This is a genomic window from Halomonas sp. I5-271120, from assembly GCF_030553075.1.
GTDB lineage: Bacteria > Pseudomonadota > Gammaproteobacteria > Pseudomonadales > Halomonadaceae > Onishia > Onishia taeanensis_A.
On sequence record NZ_CP130701.1, the window covers coordinates 52982 to 79093 of the forward strand.

General features: G+C 63.3%; 27 protein-coding genes and 4 tRNA genes. 18 read left to right on the forward strand and 13 right to left on the reverse strand.

Annotated elements, in window-relative coordinates; translation table 11 throughout:
- Positions 1–240: 240 nt before the first annotated feature.
- The 4 genes from Q2K57_RS00225 to Q2K57_RS00240 all read right to left on the reverse strand — a co-directional run bounded on the left by Q2K57_RS00225 (position 241) and on the right by Q2K57_RS00240 (position 3542).
- Positions 241–435, reverse strand: a complete 195-nt coding sequence (locus tag Q2K57_RS00225) for a hypothetical protein (RefSeq protein ID WP_112054844.1) — start codon at positions 433–435, stop codon at positions 241–243.
- Positions 436–450: 15 nt separating this feature from the next.
- Entirely contained in the window at positions 451–1659 is a 1209-nt protein-coding gene (locus tag Q2K57_RS00230) for a YeeE/YedE family protein (protein WP_304525860.1), read from the reverse strand.
- A gap of 74 nt (positions 1660–1733) precedes the next feature.
- Positions 1734–2690, reverse strand: coding sequence for a sulfurtransferase (locus Q2K57_RS00235; protein WP_304525861.1), 957 nt, complete (start codon positions 2688–2690; stop codon positions 1734–1736).
- A 174-nt stretch (positions 2691–2864) separates the two neighbouring features.
- Positions 2865–3542 (reverse strand): glutathione S-transferase family protein, encoded by a 678-nt coding sequence (locus tag Q2K57_RS00240; protein ID WP_304525862.1) that lies wholly within the window; start codon positions 3540–3542, stop codon positions 2865–2867.
- A 176-nt stretch (positions 3543–3718) separates the two neighbouring features.
- On the opposite strand from Q2K57_RS00240, the gene Q2K57_RS00245 reads away from it, so the two are divergent.
- Genes Q2K57_RS00245 through Q2K57_RS00260 form a run of 4 tightly spaced genes read left to right on the forward strand, consistent with a single transcriptional unit; the run spans position 3719 to position 9302 of the window.
- Positions 3719–4093, forward strand: a complete 375-nt coding sequence (locus tag Q2K57_RS00245) for a response regulator transcription factor (protein WP_304525863.1) — start codon at positions 3719–3721, stop codon at positions 4091–4093.
- Complete coding sequence (locus Q2K57_RS00250; RefSeq protein ID WP_304525864.1) at positions 4090–6285, forward strand: 3'-5' exonuclease; 2196 nt, start codon at positions 4090–4092, stop codon at positions 6283–6285. Before Q2K57_RS00245 ends, Q2K57_RS00250 begins: the two co-directional genes overlap by 4 nt.
- Positions 6282–6476: a hypothetical protein gene (locus Q2K57_RS00255; protein WP_112054849.1), complete on the forward strand. Its 195-nt coding sequence runs from the start codon at positions 6282–6284 to the stop codon at positions 6474–6476. The genes Q2K57_RS00250 and Q2K57_RS00255 overlap by 4 nt, the downstream gene beginning before the upstream one ends.
- Positions 6477–6500: 24 nt before the next feature.
- Positions 6501–9302, forward strand: a complete 2802-nt coding sequence (locus Q2K57_RS00260; RefSeq protein ID WP_304525865.1) for a sensor histidine kinase — start codon at positions 6501–6503, stop codon at positions 9300–9302.
- A gap of 28 nt (positions 9303–9330) precedes the next feature.
- Here Q2K57_RS00260 and Q2K57_RS00265 read toward each other — a convergent pair whose 3' ends face one another.
- The 3 genes from Q2K57_RS00265 to Q2K57_RS00275 all read right to left on the reverse strand — a co-directional run bounded on the left by Q2K57_RS00265 (position 9331) and on the right by Q2K57_RS00275 (position 12249).
- On the reverse strand, positions 9331–10500 hold the full coding sequence (locus Q2K57_RS00265) for a DUF294 nucleotidyltransferase-like domain-containing protein (RefSeq protein ID WP_304525866.1): 1170 nt from the start codon (positions 10498–10500) through the stop codon (positions 9331–9333).
- Between the two features lie 168 nt (positions 10501–10668).
- Complete coding sequence (locus Q2K57_RS00270) at positions 10669–10962, reverse strand: HlyU family transcriptional regulator (protein ID WP_304525867.1); 294 nt, start codon at positions 10960–10962, stop codon at positions 10669–10671.
- Positions 10963–11028: 66 nt separating this feature from the next.
- A complete protein-coding gene (locus Q2K57_RS00275; RefSeq protein WP_112054853.1) occupies positions 11029–12249 on the reverse strand; it encodes an argininosuccinate synthase in 1221 nt (406 codons plus the stop codon).
- 206 nt (positions 12250–12455) lie between these two features.
- Between Q2K57_RS00275 and rnt the strand changes: the two genes are divergently transcribed.
- On the forward strand, positions 12456–13121 hold the full coding sequence (rnt, locus tag Q2K57_RS00280) for a ribonuclease T (RefSeq protein WP_112054854.1): 666 nt from the start codon (positions 12456–12458) through the stop codon (positions 13119–13121).
- Between the two features lie 180 nt (positions 13122–13301).
- Here rnt and grxD read toward each other — a convergent pair whose 3' ends face one another.
- Positions 13302–13652, reverse strand: a complete 351-nt coding sequence (grxD, locus tag Q2K57_RS00285) for a Grx4 family monothiol glutaredoxin (RefSeq protein WP_112054855.1) — start codon at positions 13650–13652, stop codon at positions 13302–13304.
- Between the two features lie 153 nt (positions 13653–13805).
- On the opposite strand from grxD, the gene argF reads away from it, so the two are divergent.
- Positions 13806–14726 carry an ornithine carbamoyltransferase gene (argF, locus tag Q2K57_RS00290; RefSeq protein ID WP_112054856.1) on the forward strand — a complete coding sequence of 307 codons (921 nt, stop codon included), beginning with the start codon at positions 13806–13808 and terminating at the stop codon, positions 14724–14726.
- Positions 14727–14880: 154 nt separating this feature from the next.
- Here the strand turns inward: argF and Q2K57_RS00295 are convergent.
- Positions 14881–14956: transfer RNA gene (locus Q2K57_RS00295), tRNA-Ala, on the reverse strand.
- Between the two features lie 124 nt (positions 14957–15080).
- On the reverse strand, positions 15081–15293 hold the full coding sequence (locus tag Q2K57_RS00300; RefSeq protein ID WP_146742473.1) for a hypothetical protein: 213 nt from the start codon (positions 15291–15293) through the stop codon (positions 15081–15083).
- On the opposite strand from Q2K57_RS00300, the gene uvrY reads away from it, so the two are divergent.
- From uvrY to nadB, 8 genes are all read left to right on the forward strand, one after another.
- Positions 15286–15933: a UvrY/SirA/GacA family response regulator transcription factor gene (uvrY, locus tag Q2K57_RS00305; protein ID WP_112054858.1), complete on the forward strand. Its 648-nt coding sequence runs from the start codon at positions 15286–15288 to the stop codon at positions 15931–15933. The two genes, Q2K57_RS00300 and uvrY, sit on opposite strands and share 8 nt — an antisense overlap.
- Positions 15934–15991: 58 nt before the next feature.
- Entirely contained in the window at positions 15992–17806 is a 1815-nt protein-coding gene (gene uvrC, locus Q2K57_RS00310; protein WP_304525868.1) for an excinuclease ABC subunit UvrC, read from the forward strand.
- Between the two features lie 62 nt (positions 17807–17868).
- Complete coding sequence (pgsA, locus tag Q2K57_RS00315; RefSeq protein WP_112054860.1) at positions 17869–18417, forward strand: CDP-diacylglycerol--glycerol-3-phosphate 3-phosphatidyltransferase; 549 nt, start codon at positions 17869–17871, stop codon at positions 18415–18417.
- Between the two features lie 75 nt (positions 18418–18492).
- Positions 18493–18567: transfer RNA gene (locus tag Q2K57_RS00320), tRNA-Gly, on the forward strand.
- A 28-nt stretch (positions 18568–18595) separates the two neighbouring features.
- Positions 18596–18669: transfer RNA gene (locus tag Q2K57_RS00325), tRNA-Cys, on the forward strand.
- Between the two features lie 28 nt (positions 18670–18697).
- A tRNA-Leu gene (locus Q2K57_RS00330) sits at positions 18698–18784 on the forward strand.
- Between the two features lie 358 nt (positions 18785–19142).
- Positions 19143–20285 (forward strand): FUSC family protein, encoded by a 1143-nt coding sequence (locus tag Q2K57_RS00335; protein ID WP_304525869.1) that lies wholly within the window; start codon positions 19143–19145, stop codon positions 20283–20285.
- Positions 20282–21892, forward strand: a complete 1611-nt coding sequence (nadB, locus tag Q2K57_RS00340) for an L-aspartate oxidase (protein ID WP_304525870.1) — start codon at positions 20282–20284, stop codon at positions 21890–21892. Before Q2K57_RS00335 ends, nadB begins: the two co-directional genes overlap by 4 nt.
- Before the next feature lie 223 nt (positions 21893–22115).
- Here the strand turns inward: nadB and Q2K57_RS00345 are convergent, their stop codons facing one another.
- Both Q2K57_RS00345 and Q2K57_RS00350 read right to left on the reverse strand, forming a co-directional pair.
- Positions 22116–22562 carry a protein YgfX gene (locus tag Q2K57_RS00345; RefSeq protein WP_369700279.1) on the reverse strand — a complete coding sequence of 149 codons (447 nt, stop codon included), beginning with the start codon at positions 22560–22562 and terminating at the stop codon, positions 22116–22118.
- Complete coding sequence (locus Q2K57_RS00350; RefSeq protein WP_258396180.1) at positions 22522–22815, reverse strand: succinate dehydrogenase assembly factor 2; 294 nt, start codon at positions 22813–22815, stop codon at positions 22522–22524. The genes Q2K57_RS00345 and Q2K57_RS00350 overlap by 41 nt, the downstream gene beginning before the upstream one ends.
- Before the next feature lie 203 nt (positions 22816–23018).
- Here Q2K57_RS00350 and Q2K57_RS00355 point away from each other — a divergent pair, with 203 nt between their 5' ends.
- Genes Q2K57_RS00355 through lapB form a run of 3 tightly spaced genes read left to right on the forward strand, consistent with a single transcriptional unit; the run spans position 23019 to position 24853 of the window.
- Positions 23019–23315 carry an integration host factor subunit beta gene (locus tag Q2K57_RS00355; RefSeq protein WP_112054876.1) on the forward strand — a complete coding sequence of 99 codons (297 nt, stop codon included), beginning with the start codon at positions 23019–23021 and terminating at the stop codon, positions 23313–23315.
- A 50-nt stretch (positions 23316–23365) separates the two neighbouring features.
- A complete protein-coding gene (locus tag Q2K57_RS00360; RefSeq protein ID WP_112054877.1) occupies positions 23366–23671 on the forward strand; it encodes a lipopolysaccharide assembly protein LapA domain-containing protein in 306 nt (101 codons plus the stop codon).
- Complete coding sequence (lapB, locus tag Q2K57_RS00365; RefSeq protein ID WP_304525872.1) at positions 23672–24853, forward strand: lipopolysaccharide assembly protein LapB; 1182 nt, start codon at positions 23672–23674, stop codon at positions 24851–24853.
- 3 nt (positions 24854–24856) lie between these two features.
- Here lapB and pyrF read toward each other — a convergent pair whose 3' ends face one another.
- Positions 24857–25555, reverse strand: a complete 699-nt coding sequence (gene pyrF / locus Q2K57_RS00370) for an orotidine-5'-phosphate decarboxylase (protein ID WP_112054879.1) — start codon at positions 25553–25555, stop codon at positions 24857–24859.
- Positions 25556–25818: 263 nt separating this feature from the next.
- Here pyrF and Q2K57_RS00375 point away from each other — a divergent pair, with 263 nt between their 5' ends.
- Positions 25819–26100: a ComEA family DNA-binding protein gene (locus tag Q2K57_RS00375; protein WP_304525873.1), complete on the forward strand. Its 282-nt coding sequence runs from the start codon at positions 25819–25821 to the stop codon at positions 26098–26100.
- Positions 26101–26112: the final 12 nt, after the last annotated feature.

The window sequence follows — 26112 nt, forward strand, 5'->3', positions numbered from 1 at the left end:
GTTCCTGAGTGCCATTGCTAAGTACCATTGCTAAGTGCCATTGCTAAGTGCCATTGCTAAGTGCCATTGCTAAGTGCCATTGCTAAGTGCCATTGCTAAGTACCATTGCTAAGTGCCATTGCTGAGTAGCTTCCCTGGGTACCAGCGAAACCACGACGCACCACGCACCAAGAAAAAGGCCGCCGAGCATGCTCGGCGGCCTTTTTGTTTTATGTGATGAATGCTCATCACCTTGGCGAGCTAGTCGCGAGAAGACGGACAGGGGGCGCCACAGGGGGCGCAGGCAGTGCTGTCGCGCTGATTGAGCGTGGTCTCGACGTTGCCGTTGCCCATATTGAAAGCGAATGTCGGGCTGTTCAGGTGATCGACCAGCACCAGCCCGAGGATCGCGACCAGTACCAGAATCACCCGATAACGCTTGTAGGCGGCTTGCATGAAAGACTCCTTGAATCAGTTGGGCAGGCGAAACCAGGGCCGCAGGCGAATGCCGATCAGCGACCCGAGGAATGCCGAGGCAAACCAGATCCAGGCATGCAAACTCGCCGAGCCAATACCCGAGAACAGCGCGCCGATGTTGCAGCCAAAGCCCAGGCGCGCGCCGTAGCCAAGCAGCAGGCCGCCGATCACCGCCGCCAGGAACTGCCGGCCTTCCGGCCGCTTGCGACTGGCCTCGTTGAAGCGATTGGCAAGCCCAGCGGCCAGCATGGCACCCAGCAACAGACCGAAGTTCATCACCGAGGTGATGTTGACCAGCACCGAGTCCTTGAGCGCCATGGCCGGATAGTCCCAGGTCCAGAACTCGAACTGGCTCATGTCGACACCGACCGCCTGCAGCCCCTTGGCGCCCCATAGGTTGAAGGCGAAGGTAATGCCCCAGGGCGAACCACCGACGACTAGGGTCATGACGTTGCCCAGCGCCAGTGCCAGGATCGCCCAGGCGAAAGGCCAGCGACCGCTGACCAGGGTGCGGAGCACCCCATGCTCGCCGCCCGTCAGACGCAGCTCGCTGCGCTCGATATGGCCATGAGTGCGCCGCTCGCGGCGATCGACCCACACCCAGAGCCCAGCCAGCGCGACCAACTGAATGCCGATGGCACCGGCAATGCCGAGGCCATCGATCAGGCTCACCGGATCGAAGCCCGGCTGGTCGAGCCACCAGGGCAGGTGCAGGGAGCCGAGTACGGCCCCGACGATGAAGAACAACAGGGTCACGGCCATGCGAAGATTGCCCGCTCCTACCGTGAACAGCGTGCCGGAGCCGCAGCCGCCCCCCAGTTGCATGCCCAGGCCGAACATGAAGGAACCCACCACCAACGAAGTGCCTACCGGCGCCACGGCACCGATCAGGTCACCCTGGTCGCTGCCAAGGATCGGCACCATCAGCACGGCTGTCAGGCCGAAGAGCAGCAGCTGGGCGCGCATGCCGCCGCCGCGGTGCTTGACGACCAGGTTGCGCCAACCGGCGGTGAAGCCGAAGGCACCGTGATAGAGCGCCACCCCGAGCAGCGCTCCGATGGCAAACAGCACCAGCAGGAATGGCGCGGTCTCGAGCCAGATCAGCCCACCCAATAGCACTAGGCCAACGAGTGCCGCGCCAACCACGAAACTATCGATCCGCCAGCCCACGCTGGGGATCGATGAAGAACTTGCTTGTTGCATGATGCATCCCGTCCAGTCAGAAAAACGGGCGACAGCCGCCGCCATCGCCCTCGCAACCGGGTGACTCGCGCCCGTTATTCGAAGAACTCGATCAGCTTGCCAATACCGCGTTTAGCAACGGCTACCGGGCGGCTGTCGTCGTTGGTCCACTCAGACATGGAGCCGTCGTAGAGGGCCACGTTGTCAAAACCCGCGATCTCGCTGAGCACGAACCAGTCGGTAGCGGCCCAGTGGCCGGTGTTGCAGAAGGCGACGGTCTGGGTATCGCGATTCAGTTCTGCGCCATTGATGCGCGATTGAAGGCCGCCGATGTCCAGGTAGTAGGCACTGTCACGGCTGGCGAGCAATGAGGAATGCGGCAGGTTCTGAGCACCGGGGATGGTCCCCGGCGCGCTAGCCGCCGGCGACTGGTCATCACCGCGGAAATAGTCTTCCGGACGGGCATCGACCAGCTGTGCCTGGCCCTCACGGGCGGACTCGACCTCCTCGGTCGTGGCGATCAGGTCCTCTTGCAGGGTGGCCTTGAAATCGGCAATGGCGCCAGGCTCGGACGGACCGCTGGCCACCTCGAAGCCCTGCTGCTGCCAACCGGCAAAGCCACCATCGAGAATGCCGACAGCGTCGTGGCCGAGCACCTTGAAGGTCCAGTAGACGCGAGCAGCACTGCCGAAGTCGGTGGCGCCGGTGCCGGCCGGCACGATCACCACGCTATCGTTGTTGTCGATGCCGAGCCCGCCGATCAGCCGCTCCATGCGCGACGCCGGCGGCAGCAGGCCCGTCACGCCGTCGCGACTTTCCCGCCAGCCGTCGCCGGTGTAGCTGCTGTAGATGCTGCCCGGAACATGCGCCGCTTCGAAGCTTGAGCGATCGCCGCCGTTGTCGATGCTGGAGCGTACGTCGAGCACTACCAGATCCTCATCGCCCAACCTGTCGGCCAGCCAGTCGGCCTCAACCAGAGGCGTGATATCAGCTGCAACCGCCTGAGTCGCCACCAGGGCCATCGAGGCCCCCATCAGCCATGACTTGATCATGAGAATCCGACCTCATTACTAGGGTATTTGGGCGCTATTATGCGACTAATCAACGCAAGATCAATATACGTCGCAAGAATGAATACGACCCGACCCACAACTGACAGGAATAAGCGGCGACAACACACGACTCGAACATCGAAACTCCCCCTACCCAGACATCAAAGACTCCCCCTACTCGGACATCGAAAACTCACCGCCCTGCTCAACCGCGCGTTGATAGGCCGGGCGCTCGCGCATCCGCGCCAGCAAATCAGTGAGCCGCGGGTAGTCGGCGAGCCTGCCCTGCCCCTCGAGGGCCAGCAGCGGAAAGCTCATCTGGATGTCGGCCGCGCTGAAGGCGTCGCCCGAAAGCCAGGCGTGCTCGCCGCACTCACCTTCCCAGAACGCCAGTAGATCGCGAATCTGCGGATCGAGAAACTTGTCCTTGACGCCACCCGCCAGCAGCCGGGCGATGGGACGGATCAGGGCCGGCACCGGCGGCTTGTCCAGGCGCGAGAACACCAGCGACATCACCAAAGGCGGCATCGCCGAGCCCTCGGCATGGTGCAGCCAGAAGCGGTAACGCCTCCGCTCTGCCGTGCCCGCCGGCGGCAGCAGCTGGCCATCATCGAAGCGCTCGAGCAGGTACTCGATAATCGCGCCGGACTCAGCCACCACCTCTCCATCGCGGTCGGTATCGACGATCACCGGCGACTTGCCCAGCGGGTGAACCTGCTTGAGCGATTCAGGCGCCAGCATCGTCTTGGGATCACGCCGATAAGTGATCACCTTATAGTCGGCAGAAAGCTCCTCGAGCAGCCAGATCACGCGCTGGGAACGAGAGTTCTCCAGATGGTGCACTTCGATCATCATCGTCTCCTGACCAGGAAATAGGCGTCATTGCGGCAAGGCGTCGCCTTGGACGCGGGGTGTCAAACGAGCGTTCCAGTAGCCTATCAGCTCCTGCCAAGGTCGTCTTTCGGTCTCTGTCCCGCCCACTAGACTCATGAGAGGCAGCACAACCTTGATCACAGGGAGGCATCACGATGGCCAAGGTGTTGGTAGTGGATGACGAGCCGAACATCGTCCTGTCGCTTGAATTCCTGATGCAGCAGGCAGGCTTCGAGGTGGTCACTGCCGAAGACGGCGAAAGCGCCTTGACCCGGGTCGCTGAAGCGCCCCCGGATCTGGTATTGCTCGACATCAGCCTGCCGGGCATCAGCGGCTTCGACGTGCTGGAGCAGCTGCGCGCCAACCCGACCTTGACGCGCCTGCCGATCATCATGCTCACCGCCCATGGACGCGAAGTCGAGCGTGAGAAAGGATTGGCGCTCGGCGCCGATGACTACATCACCAAACCCTTCTCGACCCAGGCGCTGGTCGACAAGGTAAAGACCTTGCTAGACGAGTCAGCCGCATGAGCCCGCCGGTGGGTCCGCCCCGGCGCCAGCATCTGATCGGCGCCTGGCTTTTGCTCAGCGGCCTGAGCCTGTTTGGCGGCGCCTTTCTGGCGCTTTGGCTGGAAAGTCGGCTGGCCCCGGCTGGCGCCGAACGCATCGCCCTGTGGGGCGGATGCCTGGTCGGCGCCGGCCTGCTGTTTCTGCTGGGCCTGTTACTCGAGCGGCGGCTGTTTGCGCCCCTGCGCCATCTTCAGGTGCAGATAGCACGAATGGTGGCAAGCCCCGACGCTCGCGACGACTATCGCCCCGAGGGCTGGCTGAGCGGCCTGGGCCCAGACCTCTTGAGGCTGCGCGAGCACTGGCGACAGGACCGCTCGCAGCTGGCCGGGGCCCATGCCGCAGGAGCCCGGGGCGCCGCCCGCATTCGCCAGGAGCTCGAGGCCCTGCTGCAGGTGCTGGACACCCCGCTGCTGCTATGCGACCGCCACCGCCGCCTGCTGCTGTTCAACCAGGCCGCCGAGGCGCTGTTCTCGGAGCATCCGGGGTTCGGGCTGGGCAAGCGCCTGGAAGGCCTGTTTGACCTTGCCAGCCTGTCGGAGGCCCTCGACCGCCTGCCCGCCGATGGCACATCAAGGGAGCTGCTGGTACCGCTGAAGGACCGCTGGCTGCATGGCTGCCTGCGCCGGGTGCCCAACAGCGATCACGAGACCCTGATCACCTTGACCGACAGCACCGCCGCCTGGCACTGCGAGATGGATACCCGAGTCCGGCTTACCGAGTGTCTGACCGCCGTGCGACGTCACGGCGCCGGCCTCTCAAGCGCCGCAGAAGCCCTCGGCCACCTGCACTCGTCAACTCATGCGACCAACCAGGCAACCAACCAGGCAACCAACCGGGCGACGGGGCACACGCATGATCAGGAAACGCAGCTGCCCGCCGCCCCCTCGATACCTTCCCACGAAGCGCTGCCGGCAGCCTCACTGGGCAGCCGCGAGGCTCCTCTGTCCTCGCGGCTCGCCGACATCATCGACGAAGAGAGCCAGGGCCTCGGTCAGGCAATAGACCAGCTTGGCAAGTCGCTGGAGGCCCTCCAGCGCCAGGGCGAACGGCTGGCCCCGCTGTGGTCGAACGATCTGTGGCAGGCCCTCAACGATCGCCTGGCCGGCTCGTCGCTGGTGCTTACCCCAATCGGCATGCCGGCCTGGTTCAAGGCCGATGCCCCGGCTCTGCTCGTGATGCTCGAGGCCTTGACCAGCCGTCTTGGTGAGCTGGCCGAAGTACGCCATCTTGACGCTGAAGTCTGCCTGGGCAACAGGCGCGTCTACCTGGACCTGATCTGGCTGGGCACGCCGATGACACAGCACCAGTTGGCCGGCTGGAAGGCCCTGCGGCTCGACGCCTTGCCGCTATCTCCCCGCATCGAGGACCTGCTGCACCAGCATGACAGCGACCTTTGGAGCCTTCAGGACCCTGATGGCCGTCATGCCCGGCTGCGATGTCCGCTACCGGCAGTCGAGCGGGTGGGTGCCCCACTCACTCGTCCATCGCCCCGCCCGGAGTTCCACGACTTCGGCATTGCTGACCTGCCGCCCCCCGAGGCTGAGCTGGCCGCCTGCCCGCTGGCCCAGCTCGAGGTAGTAGCTTTCGATACCGAGACCACGGGACTGGCCCTGCGCCTGGACGACCGGGTGATCAGCATCGGCGCCTGCCGCATCGTCAACGGGCGCCTGCTGGCCGATGACACCTTCGACGTGCGGGTCGACCCGGGGCGGCCGATCCCCCCGGCCAGCACCGCCATTCACGGCCTGACAGATAGTGATGTACTGGGCGCCCCGCCCCTGAGCCAGGCACTGCCACGCTTCCGCGACTATCTGGGCGATGCGGTGATTCTTGCTCACAACGCCGCCTTCGATCTCCTGGCTCTGCAGTCGCCGGGAGCCGAGGTGGCGCTCAACATGCCGGTGCTCGATACCCTGCTGCTGTCTCGTGCCCTGGACCCATCGCTCGACGGCCACGACCTGGACAGCCTGGCAGATCGCTACGCCCTGAGCTTTGCCGAAGGCACTCGCCACACGGCGCTGGGCGATGCCCGGGTCACCGCCGAGCTTTGGCTGGCTATGCGTACACGCCTGGAGGCGCGCGGCGTTCAAACTCTGGCCGATGCCTTGGCGCTGCAATCAAGCGCCTTCGACCATCAGGATGCCAGCGCATGATGGCGCCGCGCCGCACAGAACGCCTGGTGGCGCTGGTCATACTGGCCGCCCTGCTATTCACGCCACCGCTGATCCTGCTCGTCGACCGCCCGGTCGGCGGCCTCTCCTGGCTCGCCGCCTACCTGTTCGCGGCCTGGGCCCTGGTGATTGGCCTGGCGGCCTGGCTACTGGAGAGAGGGCCCAAGGAATGAGCATCACTTGCGAAAGCGGCCGGCATGGATAGTGAACTGAGCGTGATCGTGGCAGCGTTCGGTTACCTGGCGCTCCTGTTCGTGATCGCCGCCTGGGCCGACCGTCGCGCCAGACAGGGGCGCTCGGTGATCGCCTCCCCCTTCGTCTATACGCTGTCGATCGCCGTTTACTGCACTGCCTGGACCTTCTACGGCAGCGTGGGGCGTGCCGCCGACGCCGGCCCCAGCTTCCTGCTGATCTATCTGGGGCCGACGCTTGCCATGCTCTCCGGCCCGCTGATCATCCGCAAGATGGTGCGCATCGCCAGAGCTCAGCGCATTACCTCCATCGCCGACTTCATCAGCGCCCGCTATGGCAAGAGCAGTCGCCTCGGTGCGCTAGTGGCCCTGATCGCCCTGATCGGCATCACCCCCTACATCGCCCTGCAGCTCAAGGCCATCACCCTGAGCCACGCAGTGCTGATGCACTATCCGGTTGCTTCATCTGTTGCGACATCGGCGTCGAGCTTTCTGAGCGACAAGTCATTCTGGGTGGCGCTGGTACTGGCAGTATTCATCATGCTCTTCGGCACCCGGCATCTGGATGCCAGCGAGCGCCATGAAGGCATGGTTGCCGCCATCGCCGTGGAGTCACTGGTCAAGCTGGTGGCCTTCCTGGCGGTGGGCCTTTTCACCGTTTTCATGCTCTTCGACGGCCCTGCCGATCTGTTCGCCAGGGCCGCCGCCCAGCCACAGCTGCAGCAGGCACTGAGCCTGTCGGCGGTGCCGGGGGGTGCGCTGGGCTGGATCGGCACGCTGCTGCTGGCCTTTCTGGCCTTTCTCACCCTGCCCCGCCAATTTCAGGTGCTGGTGGTGGAGAACGTCGACGAGCGCCACCTGCTCAGGGCCAGCTGGCTATTCCCTCTCTACCTGCTGATCATCAACCTGATGGTCATTCCGATCGCCCTGGCCGGCCTGCTGCTGACCGGCACCGGCAGCGACCCGGACAGCTTCGTGCTGACCCTGCCGCTTTCTGCCGGCCGAGAGGGGCTGTCGCTTTTCGTGTTCATCGGCGGGCTGTCCGCAGCCACCGGCATGGTGATCGTCGAAACCATTGCGCTCTCGACCATGGTCAGCAATCAGCTGGTGATGCCTCTGCTGCTGCGGGCAACGCCGATATCCCGCCGCCTGCGCGGCGATCTCTCGGGCTGGCTGCTGGGCATCCGCCGGATCGCCATCGCGTTGATCCTGCTGCTGGGCTATCTCTACCATGCCCTGATTGGCGACGCCTACAGCCTGGTGACCATCGGCCTGGTGTCCTTCGCCGCCGTCAGCCAGTTTGCCCCGGCCCTGTTGCTGGGGCTCTATTGGCGGGGCGCCTGCGGCCTCGGTGCCGGGCTCGGCATGCTGGCCGGCATCGCCGTCTGGAGCTATACCCTGCTGCTACCGGGCTTCGCCCAGTCGGGCTGGTTGCCGATGAGCTTTGTCGAGCAAGGTCTTTATCATCTGGCCTGGCTGCGCCCCTATGCGCTGTTCGGTCTTGATGGCCTGGACATCTACAGCCATTCGCTGCTGTGGAGCCTCATGGCCAACATTGGCGTGCTGGTGGGCGTCTCGCTGTTCACCCGCCAGAACCGGCTCGAGCAAACACAGGCGGCGCTCTTCACCGGGGCCTTGACCGAAGGCATTGATACCGCTTCGCTATGGCAGGGACAGACCACCCGCGGCGCCCTTCGCGACCTGCTCAAACGCTACCTGGGTGGCACCGCGACTACTCGCGTGCTGGCAACAGCAGACGCTAGCGATCACACCACCGGCATGGAGGCCGGTGCCGGCACCACTGACGGTGAGAACGCAGCCGCCATGGACGCCTCCGCCTCGCCGCAGCTGATCGCCCGGGCCGAGCAGGCACTGGCGGGGGCGCTGGGCAGCGCCTCGGCCAGAGTCTTGATCAATTCAGTGGTGCGCGGTGAGGCACTGGATATGGAGGCGGTACTGCGCATCCTCGATACCACCTCCCAGACGCTTGAGTACAACCGCCGTCTGGAGCAGAAGTCGCGGGAGCTGGCACGCATCGGCGAAGAACTACGCGGTGCCAACGAACGGCTTCGAGAGCTCGACCGGCTCAAGGACGAATTCGTGGCCATGGTCAGTCATGAACTGCGCACGCCGTTGACCTCGATTCGCGCCTTCGCCGAAATCCTGCGCGACAGCCAGGACATGCCCGACGACAAGCGCGCCCAGTTCCTGGAGGTAGTGGTACTCGAGAGTCAGCGCCTGTCACGACTGATCGAGGAGATTCTCGACCTGGCACGGCTCGAGTCCGGGCGTCTGACACTGCACCCGAAGCCGCTGGATTTGGTCGCCCTGACCCGCCAGAGCCTGGCAGCCGTGCAGCACCCGATCGAGGAGCGAGGTGTCCACCTGGAGGCGATCATCGACCTCGACGAGGCCCAGGTGATCGGCGACCCGGATCGCCTCGAGCAGGTGATCATCAACCTGATCGACAATGCCGCCAAGTTTGCCGCCGAGCTGTCGCCACACGTGCTGCTGCGCCTCGGACGCCGCCAGGGTCAGGTCCGGCTGTGCGTGGAAGATAACGGGCCCGGCATCGCCGCCGAAGAACGCGAACGCGTCTTCGAGAAATTCCATCAGCTCGAGCAACAGGGCGTTGCCAGCGGCCACAGCCGTGGGCGCCCCCGGGGCAGCGGTCTTGGGCTGCCCATCAGCCGCGGCATCGTGTCCCAGCTCGGCGGACGACTGTGGGTCGAGGATGCCGCCACTCTGGACGGCGCCAGCCTGATCATGGAGCTGCCCGATGCGCCCCGGGAAACCCAGGCCCCTTGAGCTGCGCGCGAGCCACAAGTCACCGGACCTAGCGCGATGAGGCGCCAACCAGATCCTTCGCTCGACCCACCAGGCGGCGGATGGCCTTCAGATCGAGACGCAGCAGCGTTTGCTCGGCCTCGTCGAGATCGGCAAGCACGACCCAGCCATCGGCCAGTCCCCCTGCGCCAAGCCGGCGACACTGTGTTGCCAGCAGTATGGCCTGCAGCCGATTCATGGCAGTGTGCAGCGTCAACGCCTCACGGGCGTCCAGCGCACCGGCACACACCAGCTCGCTGAGACGCAAGCGAGTATCCACCCCGCGACAGCCGTACAGCACGCTCATCAGGCGCACGGCATTTTGAAGCGGTATCAGCCCCTGGCGCTTGAGATTCAAGGCGCCGCTCTGAGGCGCCTCCTTGTCATCACCGTGCAGGCGCCCAAGCCGGTCCAGTGCTACCGGGGTCTCCTCAAGAAGGTCTGCCATCTCGTCGAGAAAGCCACCGGCGCGGGCCAGTCGGGCAAGGGCCCGGTCACGCAGGGAATCGGCCAGGCCCGCGTCCCCGTAGACGGCGGCGAAGTCGAGCAGAATATTGGTCTGCTGCACGCGCTTGACCCGCCGCTCGGCGCTCCAGATGGCCAACTGGGCGTCCCACTCGGAGAGCCGCTTGCGCCACATCGGCCAGCGGGCCATGACATGGCCCTGACACAGGGGCAGGCCGGCGGCGGCCAAACGATCGGTGAAGCGCTCTCCCAGTGCCTGGAAGTAGCCGTCAACCTCGCTATGGCGAGCATCCGGGTAGTCGCCGATGATCATGGCATTATCCTGATCCGGCGCCAGCAGGCTCTCGTGGCGGGCCATCGAGCCCAGTACCAGCACGCAATAAGGACGTGGCGGCGGCCCCCAGCCGGTGGCCAGCATGTCATCAAGCGAGGTCGCCACGGCCTGACGGTAAAGCCAGTGACCGTGATCGCTGATCAATTGGCTGATGCGCCAGGCAGGCAGGTCCAGGCGCATGAGGGCCTCCACCAGCTCAAACTGCCAGGCCTTGGCCGCCGCCAGGCTGGGCGTGGGCCCCAGACTCTCCAGCGCATCCACCAGCGGCGCCAGCAGGGGTGCCAGTGCTGGCGCAAGCCCTGACGAAAGCCCGGCGGGATCGGGCAGGCTCTCGCCGGCGAACAACGCGCGCCACGGCGAGCTTCGATACAGAAAGCGCATAGGGGCTCCATTTCAGCCTCCCTGAACCTGGAGTGTAGTGCCTTCCCGTAAACAACGACGCCGCTGCCCGAAGGCAGCGGCGTCGTTGCGGATAGCTGTCGCAATGCTCGCCCATCGCAATGCAGGCCCATCACAATAGAGCCCCATCGCAATGGTGGTGGCGCGTTATCAGCGCGGCTTGAACATGTCGTCACCGACATCGTCGATAAAGCGCTCGGCCTTGCGCACCATCAGCTCGTCGCAGGCCTCGCGACCCGAGACGACGTCAGAGCGCTCGAAGCGGTGCTCGAGGGTTTCGCCGCCGGCGACCGGCTTGCGAATGAAGCCGCTGACGCGATACTGGCCGCCGGTATCCTGGGGATCTGACGCGATCAGATACCCCTGATACTCGACCGGTTCGGCCTCACGGGACTTGGCGGATTCTCCGGCCCCAAAGAGCCCGGGGAAGAGTTTCTTCAGCATCCTGCCCTCCTCTTCTCTTCTGCGCCTCGCCGCGCCAGGGCACGACATGGCCCCTGGCGGTCAGCCTCAGCTTTGGTCGCGCCCTTTGCCGGCGGCGATGCGCAGGCGCAGAGCGTTGAGCTTGATGAAACCTTCGGCATCTTTCTGATCGTAGGCGCCGGCGTCGTCTTCAAAGGTTGCGATGGACTCGTCGAACAGCGACTGATCGGACTTGCGGCCGACGACGGTGGCGCTGCCCTTGTAGAGCTTCATGCGAACCACGCCGGAGACGTCCTTCTGGGTCTCGTCAATGGCGGCCTGCAGCATCTTGCGCTCCGGGCTCCACCAGTAGCCGTTGTAGATGACCTCGGCGTACTTGGGCATCAACTCGTCCTTGAGGTGGGCCGCTTCGCGGTCCAGGGTCAGGGACTCGATGGCGCGATGGGCACGCAGCATGATGGTGCCGCCCGGTGTTTCGTAGCAGCCACGGGATTTCATGCCCACGTAGCGGTTCTCGACGATGTCGAGACGGCCGATACCGTTGTCGCCACCCAGCTGGTTGAGCTTGGACAGAACTTCGTGCGGTTTGAGGGTCTCGCCGTCGATGGCGACGATATCGCCCCGCTCATAGGTCAGTTCGATGTAGGTCGGCGTATCCGGCGCTGCCTCCGGAGAGACGCTCCAGCGCCACATGTCTTCTTCTGCTTCTTCCCACGGATCCTCGAGGTTGCCGCCCTCATAGGAGATGTGCAGCAGGTTGGCGTCCATGGAGTACGGAGACTTCTTCTTGCTGGTGGAGAAGTCGACCGGAATATCGTGCTGCTCGCAGTAGGCCATCAGCTTCTCGCGAGAGTTGAGGTCCCACTCACGCCACGGCGCGATAACCTTAACGCCCGGCTTCAGCGCGTAGGCGCCGAGCTCGAAGCGCACCTGGTCGTTACCCTTGCCGGTCGCACCGTGCGAGATGGCGTCGGCACCGGTCTTGTTGGCGATATCGATCAACCGCTTGGCGATCAGCGGGCGAGCGATGGAGGTGCCCAGCAGGTATTCACCCTCGTAAATGGTGTTGGCGCGGAACATCGGATAGACGTAGTCGCGCACATACTCTTCGCGCAGGTCCTCGATGTAGATTTCCTTGACGCCGAGAGCCTCTGCCTTGGCGCGCGCCGGCTCGACTTCCTCACCCTGGCCGATGTCGGCCGTGAAGGTCACCACCTCACAGTCGTAGGTCTCCTGCAACCATTTGACGATAACGGACGTGTCCAGGCCGCCGGAATAGGCGAGAACGACCTTCTTGACATCGGACATTCTGGGCTCCTTCGCTTGCTGTGTGTAGAGGCACGTCACCGCGGCGCCGTGCCCGTTAACATTGTGAGATAGCCATCAAGTATAGCGCCGATGAGCGCTGGAGAATACCGCCGGGGCGGGGCGCATGGCTGACAAAGATGGTAGACTCTCGCGCATTCGTCAGCCGATGCCGACGCAGATTTTCATTTTTGGTTAGGGAGAGGTGCATGAGCGAGGCGAGCGCCCAAGGCCTGATGGCTCAGCGATTTCGCAGCTTTCTGCCGGTGGTGGTGGACCTGGAAACCGGCGGCTTTGACGCCAAGGGTGACGCGATCCTCGAGATCGCCGCCGTAACGCTGAGCATGGATCCGGACGGCAACCTAATTCCGGACGCGACCTATGCCTTCCATGTCACTCCCTTCGAGGGAGCAAATGTCGAGCAGTCGGCACTGGATTTCACCGGCATCAACCTCGATGACTCGCTGCGCAAGCGAGTAGCGCTGAGCGAGTCAGAGGCCATGAACGAGATATTCCGGCCCGTGCGCAAGGCGATCAAGGCCCACAACTGTACGCGCGCGGTGCTGGTCGGGCACAACGCAGCCTTCGATCACGGCTTCCTGAACGCCGCGGTCAACCGCTGCAATATCAAGCGCAACCCCTTCCACCCGTTCTCGAGCTTCGACACCGCCAGCCTGTCGGGACTGGTGTATGGTCAAACGGTGCTGGCAAGAGCCTGTCGCGCTGCCGGCATCGAGTTCGACAACACCGAGGCCCACTCGGCCCGCTATGATACCGAGCGGACCGCTGAGCTGTTCTGCTCGATCGTCAACCGCTTCAAGGACCTCGGCGGCTGGAACCTGGCTCAGCGCGAACAGGGCATGGACGAACTCTAGCCCTGCCACTCACCATTACGGCCCCGCGCCATCACGGCCAGACGTCATCTCCGGCCAAGAGTGAAAGCTAAGGCCCAGGCCAAGAGATAGCGCCGGCCAAGAACGATCTGAACATGGAAAAGCCCCGCCAGCCAGGCTGACGGGGCTTTTTTATGCCACGAGCGAGTATCGCTACAGCGCTTATTCGCTGGCGCTTTCCTCGTTGGCCTTGGCACGCTCGGCGGCGGCTTTTACCAGCGTTTCGAGCTCACCGTTCTGGTGCATTTCAACGACAATGTCGCAGCCACCGACCAGCTCGCCCTCGACCCACAGCTGCGGGAAGGTCGGCCAGCTGGCGACCTTGGGCAGTTCGGCACGGATATCCGGGTTGTCGAGCACGTTGACAAAGGCAAAGCGCTCGCCGCAGGACATCAGAGCCTGAACGGTCTGGGCGGAGAAACCGCATTGCGGAAGCTGGGGTGTGCCCTTCATGTAGATCAGGATCGCGTTTTCGCTAATCTGCTGCTGGATGTTCTCAACGGTCGTGCTCATGAAGAATTCCTTCTGATGAATGCTTGGTGTCATAATCATTCTACTGATGCCAGCAAGACGAATATAGCCCCGCCATCGGCTCCCTCGTCGCATCGCGTTGCGTGATGTACAGCGGCTGGCTAGGATGGAGGTTTTTGCGCGCGGAGTAACCTCATGGCGACACGCCATTTCCTGACCCTGCTTGACCTCTCTCCCGAGGAACTGACGCACCTGGTGCGTCGTGCCATCACCATCAAGAATGGCCTCAAGACCCACGGCCCGACCTACACGCCGTTCGCCAACCGCACCCTGGCGATGATCTTCGAGAAGTCCTCGACCCGTACCCGGGTATCTTTCGAGACGGCCATGGCTCAGTTCGGCGGTCACGCCCTCTTCCTGTCCCCGCGTGATACCCAGTTGGGACGCGGCGAGCCGATCGGCGACACCGCACGCGTGCTCTCGGAAATGGTCGATGCGGTCATGATCCGCACCTTCGCCCATTCAGGGCTCGAGGAGTTCGCCGCCGCCAGCAGCGTGCCGGTCATCAACGCCCTGAGCGACGATTATCATCCCTGCCAGTTGCTGGCCGACGTCATGACATGGAGCGAGCTGCGCGGCAACGTGCGCGGCAAGACCGCGGTATGGATCGGCGACGGCAATAATATGTGCCATTCATGGATCAATGCCGCGCGCCAGTTCGGCTTCAAGCTGCGTATCTGCTGCCCCGAGGGCTATGATCCCGACCCGACGATTGTGGCCGCCGCTGGCGACCAAGTGAGCATCCTGCGCGACCCACAGGCGGCCGTCGCCGATGCCGACCTGGTCACGACCGACGTTTGGGCCTCGATGGGCCAGGAAGAAGAGCAGGCCAAGCGCGAGGCCGACTTCGCCGGCTTCCAGGTCACCGAAGCGATGCTCGATCTGGCATCCCGTGACGTGCTCTTCCTGCACTGCCTGCCGGCGCATCGCGGCGAAGAAATCAGCACCACCCTGCTTGATGATCCTCGTGCGGTGGTCTGGCAAGAAGCCGGCAACCGGCTGCACGCCCAAAAGGCCCTGCTGGAATTTCTGCTCTTGGGACGCGTTGAGAGCTGATGCGCCTGGAGGCCTGATAGCGATACCGGTATCGCCTTGGGGGCGATACCGGCCCTTCCTGTTCTACCTCGACGGCTGCCAACGTGCGCCATACCCGCCACGGGCACAAAAAAACGCCGCGAACCTAAGTTCACGGCGTTTTTCGGTATTCGGTTGGTGGAGCCTAGCGGGATCGAACCGCTGACCTCAACACTGCCAGTGTTGCGCTCTCCCAGCTGAGCTAAGGCCCCACAATGGCTACTTATCCAACCAATCGCAAACTTCACAAGAGTGTGATATCTGCTGTAGCGTGACTGGATGCAGCCTTGGCAACGAGGGCTTACCCCGAAGACGAGATGCATAATATACAATAGGTTAGGTATCGTCAATACTTTTTCCCCCAGCCCCCGGATCCGCCATAGCCCGGCCCAAGCCGCCATCGGCGCATACAGATAAAGACATGGCTATCATGTGCATCGCCGCACCCAGTAAATTAATGTAATCTAATGCATCAATGGCGGTATCATCCGCGCCCTGCCGAGAATGGCCACCCACCGCCGAAGGATCCACAGGAGGCATCTTGATCAAGGTTCTCATCGCCGACGACCACCACCTGGTCAGAACCAGTATTGCCCATCTACTCGACGCAGAAAACGGCATCAAGGTGGTGGGTGAAGCAGCCGATGGCGAAGATGCTGTGACGCTGGCTCGCCAGCTTCGGCCCGATGTCGTGCTGATGGATATCCGCATGCCGGGCATCGGCGGCCTGGAAGCGACGCGCAAGATTGCCAAGACCATGAACGACTGTCGCGTTCTGGTGCTGACGGCCTTCCTCGAGGAAACTTTTGCCCAGCGCTTGCTGGATGTGGGCGCCTGCGGCTTTATCGGCAAGGGCGCCGAGCCACCGGAAATGGTTCAGGCCATCCGTGCCGTATTCGACGGCAAGCGCTACGTCAGCCCAGCCATTGCCCAGCGCCTGGTGCTGTCCAAGCTCGACTCCCCGGAAAACCCCTTCGACAATCTGTCGCAACGCGAGCTGCAGGTGGCGATGATGATCGTCAACTGCCAGAGGGTCAGCGACATCTCGGACAGCCTTTTCCTGAGCCCCAAGACCGTCAACACCTACCGCTACCGCATTTTCGAGAAACTCGGCGTGCACTCGGACGTCGAGCTGACCCACCTGGGCCTGCGCCACGGACTGGTGGACGGCTACCAGCACGACGCCTGAATCGTCCCGGCCACGGGTTCTGGTATGCTGGTGCTTCACTCGTGAAGCACTAAGCCCCATGACCTTCGACGCCAAGCACTTCCTGAAGACCATCAGTCAATCACCCGGCGTCTATCGCATGTTCGACGCCAAGGGCGACACCCTCTATATCGGCAAGGCCAAACGGCTCAACGCTCGCTTGGCGAGCTATTTCCGCGGCGCCCTCAACACCAAGACTCAGGCGCTGGTAGTCCGCATCGCCGATATCCAGGTGACCGTGACCCACAGCGAGACCGAGGCCTTACTGCTCGAGCAGACGCTGATCAAGGAACTGCGGCCGCCCTACAACATCCTGCTGCGCGACGACAAATCCTACCCCTTCGTCTTCGTCAGCGACCGCCATCCGTATCCTGCCCTCGAATACAAGCGCGCTCGCAGCCGTCGAGATGACGGCCGCTATCTAGGCCCCTATCCGAGCAGTGGCGCGGTGCGCGAGACCCTGTCGCTGATGCAGAAGATCTTCCGCATCCGCAACTGTGAGGACAGCGTCTTTTCCCATCGCACGCGCCCCTGCCTGCAGTATCAGATCCAGCGCTGCAGTGCGCCCTGCGTCGACTACATCAGCGAGGAAGACTACCGGCGTGACCTGGAGCATGCGGTGATGTGCCTTCAGGGCAAAAGCGAGCAGGTCACCGAACAGCTGACCCGTCAGATGGAGGCCGCCAGCGAATCGCTGGCGTTCGAGGAAGCGGCCCGGCTTCGCGATCAGGTCCAGCAGCTGCGCAGCCTGCAGCGCCAGCAATATGTCGACACCGACGGGGGTGACGCCGATATCTTCGCCCTGGCACAGCGCCCAGGAGCCCTTTGCGTCTCGGTGCTTACCGTGCGCGAGGGGCGCATGCTCGGCGCACGCCACCACACGCCTGACAACGGCCTCGACCTGGGCCCTGAGGCGCTGCTCACCGAGTTCATCAGCCAATACTACCTGGGCCAGGTCCATGAACCCGTCGCCGAGATCATCACCTCACATCCGCTGGCGGACGCCGAACTGCTGCAGGGCGTCCTGTCGGAACAGGCCGGCCGCCAGGTCCGTCTGACCCATCGCGTGCGCGGCCACCGCGCTCAATGGCAGCAGCTCGCTCAGACCAACGCCGAGCAGCACCTGGCCACCCAGTTGGCCAATCAGACGCAACTGGCCAAACGCTTCGAAGCGCTGCGCGATGCGCTCGGCCTGGCCGAGGTGCCCAAACGCCTGGAGTGCTTTGACATCAGCCACAGCCATGGCGAGGCCACCGTGGCCTCCTGCGTGGTGTTCGATCATGACGGCCCGGTGAAGTCCGACTACCGGCGCTTCAATATCGAAGGCGTGGCCGCCGGCGACGACTATGCCGCCATGCAGCAGGCGCTAACCCGGCGCTTCAAGCGCCTCGCTGAGGGTGAAGGCAAGCGTCCGGACCTGCTGTTCGTCGACGGTGGCAAGGGGCAGTTGAACATGGCCCGCGAGGTCTTCACCGAGCTCGGCGTGACCGGTGTAGGGCTGATCGGCGTGGCCAAGGGCACCACTCGCAAGCCCGGCCTCGAGACCCTGTTCGTCGAGACCATCGACCACAGCCTGAGCCTCGAAGGCAGTTCACCGGCCCTGCACCTGGTTCAGCATATCCGCGACGAATCTCACCGCTTCGCGATCGCCGGCCATCGGGCGCGCCGCGACAAGGTCAGGCGCACCTCGACCCTCCAGGAGATCCCCGGCGTGGGCCCCAAACGCCGCCGCGAGCTGCTTCGCTTCTTCGGCGGGCTTCAAGGGGTACGCCAGGCCAGCCGTGAAGAACTCGCCCGAGTTCCCGGTATCAGTGACAGCATGGCGAAGGCGATTCATCAGGCGCTGCATGGATGATCGCGCGACGGCCATATAGAATGGTGACCCTCAGACTTCAGGCAAGGACAAGCGGCGCTCAGATGAACATCCCCAACATTCTCACCCTCGCCAGAATCGCCTTCATTCCGCTGTTGGTGGTCATCTTCTACCTGCCTTATAGCTGGAGCATGTTGTTGGCGGCGGCGTTGTTCGGGCTGGCCGCTATCACCGACTGGCTCGACGGCTATCTGGCCAGACGCTGGAACCAGAGCACGCCCTTCGGCGCTTTCCTCGACCCGGTAGCCGACAAGCTAATGGTCGCTGTCGCCCTCGCCTTGTTGATCGAACGCTACGATGCAGCCTGGCTGACCCTACCGGCACTGGTGATCATCGGCCGTGAGATCGTCATTTCCGCCCTGCGTGAGTGGATGGCCGAAATGGGCAAACGGGGTACCGTGGCGGTGTCGTCGATCGGCAAGGTCAAGACCACGCTGCAAATGGTCGCCCTGCTGCTGCTGCTCGGCTTCCCTCAGGACAGCCTGGTCGCCCAACTGGGCACCGTCACCCTGTACCTGGCGGCGGCGCTGACGCTGTGGTCCATGCAGCAATATCTGCGCGCTGCCTGGCCTCACCTGTCACGCTCGATGTAGCCCTGACAGAACAATGAGATGCGCATAAGCGCTTGACACTTACGCACTTATGCGTATAATTCGTCCTCGAGTCAGGCGGGAATAGCTCAGTGGTAGAGCATCGCCTTGCCAAGGCGAGGGTCGCGAGTTCGAATCTCGTTTCCCGCTCCATCATCGCGATGGTTGACTGACTCAGTGAGGCTGGATGGCAGAGTGGTTATGCAGCGGACTGCAACTCCGTGTACGCCGGTTCGATTCCGACTCCAGCCTCCATTTCTGTTTTGCCCCGCTCGAACCTCCCGCCCGGATGGCGAAATTGGTAGACGCAAGAGACTTAAAATCTCTCGGTGGTAACACCGTGCCGGTTCGAGCCCGGCTCCGGGCACCAGGTTATTGAGCCCCTCCCCCTGTTTTTATTCCTGATCACTCACAACATTGTGCGTGCTCGTTTTGCATGTCTTTTTTGCCGACCCCTTGTATGTGAGCGCGCATCAGGAAAGTCCCTGACGCTTTCATCTCCGCCTTGCTTCGTGACCATCGGCTAGTTTGCGGGACAGACCGTGACACAGTCCTTAAGACCGTCCTTGCAACTACCCTTGAGGATAGCGTCTGCCATGCCGCCAGGGTGCATGATACCCTAAGCACCTTCTAGCAGCGGGCGGCGCATACTGCGATTCTGGCGCTTCCCCCAACGCCCACCGCCGCTCTTTCGCTGCCGAACCGGCCACATTAGCAAGTACATCGACATGCCCCTTCCTCGCCTGCGCGACCCCTATATCAACTACCGCAATCGCCACCTGCTGCACGTGATGCGGGTCACCCTGGCGCTGACGATCACTTTCGCTTTCATCGATATCTTCAAGGTTCCCCACGCCAGCTGGGCGCTGGTCAGCACTGTGATGGTGATGGGCAACCTGCCCCATATCGGCGGCGTGCTCGATAAAGGCCGCCAGCGACTGATCGGCACCGTCCTGGGCGCCGCCTGGGGCATTCTCATTACACTAGCGCCCAACCCGCCACCTTTGGTGGTACCGATCTGGACGCTGGCCGGCATTGCCGCCGCTACCTACGTGACGTTCAAGGGCCGTTACGGCTACAGCGGCCTGATGTTCGCCATCAGCCTGTTACTGGTGGTCGGCGATGGCACGCAGGAGCTGGGTACGGCTCTATGGCGGTCGTTCAACGTGCTCGTCGGCACCCTGATCGGCATCCTGGTTACCGCCTTTGCCATGCCGCAGAAGGCCACCGACGTGCAGCGCTTCCTGATGGCCGAGACCCTCGACAAGCTGGCCCGGCTGTACCATGCCCACACCAGCTCTACCGGTTCTCCGGACCTCGATACTCAACCGCTGTTGAAGTCGTCGAGCAGCCTCGTCATCAAGCAGCGAGGCCTTGTCGATGCGATTCACCGCGAACGCCGCCTGAGGCGCGAAGAACTCGACACCATCATCTCTCTCGAGCGGCGGATGCTTTCGACCATCGAGCTGCTGCTCGAAACCCACTGGACGACCCGTGACGGCCATGATCATATCGCTGCCATGGAGGGACTGCGTGATCAGCAGCATCGCCTGGCTCGCGACCTGGGCACCCTGGCCTTCCAGGTGCGTACCGGCCAGCCTATCGACGTCGAGCTGGCCCCCTTCGATCTGGAGCGCTACGCAACCAATGCCCGCCAGGCCACGGCGACCAGCGGCCGAGCACTGTTCAGCCCGGCCGGCTACCTATGGCTCAACCGGGAGCTGGCCCGCCTCACCCAGGAACTGGTCGACACCCTCAGCGAACTGAGGCGCTTGCCCAGCCAGCGACTGCGCAAGCGGGCCAAGCATCACGTGCTGACCACGCACACGACCTTACCCGACGACAGCAACCCGCAAGGACCCGCCTCATGACGCGCGCTTCGCACCCGCAAGACGTTCTGATTCTCGGCGGCGGCGCGGCCGGCCTAGCCTTGGCACTCGAGCTGGCTGACAGTCGACCGGTTACTCTGCTGCGTCCAGCCAGCGACGATCACGGCGCCAGCCGCTGGGCCCAAGGAGGGATCGCCGCCGTGCTATCACCTCAGGACAACGTCGAAGACCATGTCCAGGACACCCTGATTGCCGGCGACGGCCTGTGTGACGAGAAGGCGGTACGCTTTACCGTCGAGCATGGCCGCGGTGCCATCGAATGGTTGCTGTCGCTGGGAGTCCCTTTCACGCTGGATGCCCGGGAAGACGCACCCTACCCCTACCACCTGACCCGGGAGGGCGGCCACGGGGCGCGGCGCATCATCCATGCCGCCGATGCGACCGGCCAAGCGCTGATCGAGACCCTGCTCGAGCATGCCCGCCGTCATCCTGCTATCACGCTGCGCGACGACCTCGGCGCCATCAGCCTGCTGCAAGATGCGAGCGGTGCCTGCCGCGGCGCCCGTTGCCTCGATCGACAAGGCAGCATCGAAGACATTACAGCCGCCGAGACGGTACTCGCCACCGGCGGTGCCAGCGGGCTCTGGCGCCACACCACCAGCCCACTACCGGCCTGCGGCGAGGGCATGGCGATGGCCGCCGAGCTAGGGGCCAGGCTGATGAACCTTGAGTTCCAGCAGTTTCACCCCACCTGCCTATACGACCCCGAGGGCACTCCTTTCCTGATCAGCGAGGCAGTGCGCGGCGAGGGCGGCATTCTGACCACGCTCGACGGCCATCGCTTCATGCCCGACATTGACTCGCGAGCCGAGCTGGCGCCTCGGGATATCGTGGCTCGCGCCATCGACGCCCAAATGCAGGAAACCGGTGCCAGTCATGTACTGCTGGACATCAGCCACCTGCCGGCGACCGCCCTCCAGGCACACTTCCCGACCATTCATGCCCACTGCCTGGGCCGCGGGATCGACATCACCCGACAGCCGATTCCGGTGGTGCCCGCCGCCCACTATAGCTGTGGCGGCGTGGCCACCGACCTCGACGGCCGCACCGGGGTAGAGGGATTATTCGCCATCGGCGAGGTGGCCTGCACCGGCCTGCACGGCGCCAACCGCATGGCCAGCAACTCCCTGCTGGAGTGCCTGGTATTCGCGCGAGCCGCCGCCGAGTCTCTCAAAGCCACGTCGCCAGAGCCTTCAGAACATGCTTCTCTGTCACGACAGCCCGAACTCGATGTGCCTGCCGACAACCGCACAGAGGCTCCTCGGCAGCATATCGATAGGTTATTCCAGCGACTGAGGGCGATCATGAGCCGACGCGTGGGCATCGTGCGAGACGATGCCGGACTTGGCCATGCCGAAAACGATATCGCCGGGCTCATCACGGAAAGCCGCGAACTGTGTCAGACCCATGCACCGGCCCTCCACCTGGCGAGCCTATGGCATGCAGTACGCCTGGCGGGCATGACCGTTCAGGCGGCCCAAGGGCGAGAGGAGTCTCGCGGCCTGCACTTTAACCGCGACCATTCCCACCAAGCACCAGGCAAAGCGCTTGCGTCGAGCGTTCAGTTGCCCGCCCAATGGCGGAACTAGGCATCAGATAGCATCGCGCCAGGTGGATCGCGCCAGGTGGATCGCGCCAGGTGGAAAGCAGCAAAGGGCGCGTCATGCAGGAAGGCTCTCAACAAGAAACGCATCGACACGCGAGAGCCAAAAGGCTAGAGGACGGGCGCGAGCGGCAAGTGGCTAATGCCGATGGGTTGAGAGTAGGGCTGAGGTGTAGACCCGATGAGAGTTGAACGCGGCCCAGAGAGCGTTAGATGTCGGCCTTCCCCGCCACCAGCAACCTGCGCAGGGCGCGGCCATCTTCTTTGCTCAGACTGTCCGGCCACAGCCAATGCGACTCATGGGCCAGCGTGAGCCCCACCAACCAGGGGCCGAGATAACCACAGCCCACAGAGCAGCGTGTCCAGCCAGCCTCACCGGCGGGCTGCACCTGCCACTCTCCGCTATCGCTCCACTCTGCCCCTAGCGGCCCCTCTCCCCCGGTTGCGTCCTGATCCACGAAGCGTAGCTGCCAGCCTCCTCGCCGCCGGCGGACATAGCCCCACAGCACTATCCCCAGACACAACGCCGCCGCAGCGGACAGCCACGGCGGCGCATAGACCATACTCACCATCAAGGCTCCCAGGGCCATGCCCAGATGGAGCGCAACGGCCAGTCTAGAGGGTACGATACTGATCGTTACCGGTGGTTTCGGCATAATCCACAATCATCTGCACCACGCGGCGACGCTGCGAATCCACAGGCCACTCGCGGCGCATCAGCCACACGAAAAGGTCCTGATCTTCTTCGGCAATCAAATCGCGATAGGTTTGCTTGTCGGCATCATCCAGGGCATCGAAGCGGTGCTCAAGGAAGGGGATCAACAGCAGGTCGAGCTCCCACATACCACGACGGGAGTGCCAGTAGAGCCGCTTGCGATCGATCTCATCGACGGTTTGCTGTTCGTTCAAGGTCAGCCTCGAAACTCTTACGGAATGTGCACACAGTATACGCTTGGCGACGCCGGGCGCCATGGGGTCAGGAACCGCATCCAGCCTCGCAATGGAAGACTCTTGCTAGTTCGTTGTTTTATCTCGGTTTGCACAGTATGCTGAATCAAACAATAGCGCCGAGATGTTGCCAATCTGCTGGCACCACTGCACGGAGTAAGTCGATGACCAAATCCGAGTTGATCGAACAGATAGCCATGCGACAGCCCGAGCTGTCAGTCAAGGATGTGGAAGCTGCTGTCCGCATCATTCTCGACGACGTCACCGATGCCCTGGCAGATGGCGGCCGCGTGGAGATCCGCGGCTTCGGCAGCTTCTCGTTGCACTATCGCGAACCCCGAACCGGGCGCAACCCCAAGACCGGCGATCCGGTCGAACTCGAGGGCAAATTCGTGCCTCACTTCAAGCCGGGCAAGGAACTTCGCGAACAGGTCAATGCCAGCAGAGCGCTGGGCTACTAGAATAGCGGCTTGCCCATCCGCCCCTTGTTGGCTTCACAAAGGACACTATCATGCGTTGGCTAAAAGGCGTTTTTCTGGGGATCATTCTGCTACTGGTGTTGCTGGTCGGCATCCTGTTTGCCGTCAACAACCAGCAGACCGTGCCTCTCAACCTGATCTGGACAGAGCTCCCGCCCGCTTCCTTGTCACTGTGGCTGCTGGGATCACTGACCGCTGGCGTCTTGCTGGGGATGCTTGCCATGACCGGCGTCTATATGCGGCTTCGTGCCCTGCTGACCCGGGCCCAGCGACACAATCAGCAGCAGCGCAAGGAACTCGACCGCCTGCGGATTCAGGAGCTCAAGGAAGTCGCCTAAATGCATGACCTCCTGCTGCTGGCCCTGTTGTTGGCAGCAGTCGCCATTGGCTGGTGGCTGGGCCGACGCGACCATCAGGGCACTGCCGATCAACCGGGACAGCACACGCTGTCCCGGGATTATTTCGTGGGGCTCAATTATCTGCTCAACGAACAGCCTGATCGTGCCATTGAGACCTTCGTCGCCGCTCTCGAAGTCAATAGCGATACCATCGAGACCCACATTGCCCTCGGCAACCTCTTCCGCTCGCGGGGAGAGACCGATCGTGCGGTCAAGATTCACCAGAACCTGCTGGCTCGCCCCGCGCTCACGCCCGCGCAAGGCAGCCTGGTGCAAATCGAGCTATCCCGAGACTTCCTCAACCTGGGCCTACTCGATCGCGCCGAGAAACTCCTCGAAAACCTGATCCACGACGGCGGCGATGAAAGCCAGCGCCAGCAGGCCAAGCTGCTGCTGGTCGACCTGCTGGAGCGCGAGAAAGAGTGGCAGGCGGCCCTCGATGTCGCTCAGCCAGGCCTGATTCGCCAGTATGACAATATCCAGCGGGCGGCCGCTCACTGGCTCTGCGAGCTTGCCGAACGAGACCTCGAGTCAGCCAGCCCATCGCTTGCTAGAAAGAAGCTTCGTCAGGCGCTCAATATCGACGGCCACTGTGTCAGGGCCACGCTGCTGCTGGCTCGCATGGAACATGACACCGGCCACTACAAGGCCGAACTCAAGCTGTTGAAGCGAATTCCCGACCAGGACGCGAGCTTTGCCGCGCTGATTCTCGAGCCGCTGCGGGATGCGTACCGGCTCCTGAATGATGAAGAAGGCCTCGAGAAGGCACTTCAGAAGTTGAACGAGAAGGTGCCGATGACCTCAACGGTCATCATGCTAGCCGAATGCGTTCAGCGGCGAGCCGGCCACCAAGAAGCGGCAGAGCTGATCCAGGCCCAAATGGAGCGCGCACCCAGTCTGCGCGGGCTTGATTACCTGCTTCATCTCTATCAGCAGGATGCGACCGCCGAGGAACAACGCTTTCTCGGCCCTCTCAACCACCACTCTCGCGCCCTGCTCGACGCCCGCCCCCGCTTTCGCTGCGGGCAGTGCGGTTTTTCGGGAACCGAATTGCATTGGCAGTGCCCCAGCTGCCGGCAATGGGGCACCACCCGGCCGATGACAGGCCGCAAGGGCGACTAACCGCTAGCCCGCGAGCTCGCTCTCGATGGCCGCCAGGGCCGCCATGGGGTCCGCTGCCTGCGTCACCGGACGACCTACGACCAGATGGGTGCTACCAGCCGCCATGGCATCGCTGGGGGTCAGCACCCGGCGCTGGTCATCGGCCCCCGCCGACGCCGGACGAATGCCCGGCGTGACCTTAAGGAAATCCTCTCCACACAGATCGCGCAGCGCGGTGGCTTCCTGCGCCGAGCACACCACGCCGTCCATGCCGCTTTGCTTGGCCAGACCCGCCAGCCTGGCTACCTGCTCGGCCGTTGACACCGTCACGCCCACCTCGGCCAGGTCCTCTGCACTCATGCTGGTCAGCACGGTCACCGCGATCAACTGTGTCGACAGCGCCTGGCTGTCCAGCCGCTCCCTGGCCGCCTCCATCATGCGGCGCCCGCCGCTGGCATGGACATTGACCATCCACACGCCCTGCTCCGCCGCAGCCTGTACGGCACCGGCAACGGTATTGGGAATGTCATGGAATTTGAGATCAAGAAACACCTCGAAACCACGGCCGTGCAGGGCTTCGAGCACATCAGGTCCGCTGCGGGTGTAGAGTTCCTTGCCGACCTTGACTCGGCAACGCGACGGGTCGAGCTGATCGGCCATGCACAGAGCAGCATCCAGAGAGGGGTAATCGAGGGCAATGATCAGCGGGGACGCAGGTGACATCGGACAGCGCACTCCAGGCGGGAAGAATTCGCGCGCAGTATATCAGGCAGACGCGGACTTCAGGACCCTTACCGCACACGGCTCCGATGACGACAGGCTCCAACGCTGCCAATCCCCAGGCCCTGGCAACTCCGTGCACTGCAATATCAGATTTTTCTTACCAAAAGGGTCGGCAATCGCTGACACACAGCATGCAGCGTGATGACTAGGCTGAATCAGGACACATGGAGTGTCGATTATCACCGTTAGCGGAGAATTCGCCCATGCAACGTCTCAGCCAGATCATCGCCCTGTCGTGCCTGCTCCTAGCCGCTATGCCGGCCCTTGCGCAGGAAACGTCGACCGCGCAACAGCCCGCGATCAACATCAATACCGCCAGCGCCGAACAGCTCGAGACCCTGCCGGGTATCGGCACCTCGCGAGCTGCCGACATCGTCGCCGACCGTGAAGCCAATGGCGACTACAGCAGTGCCGAGGACCTGATGCGCGTCAACGGCATCGGTGAGGCCACCGTCGACGGCATGCGCAACCGGTTAAACTTCTAGGCTTGTAACAAC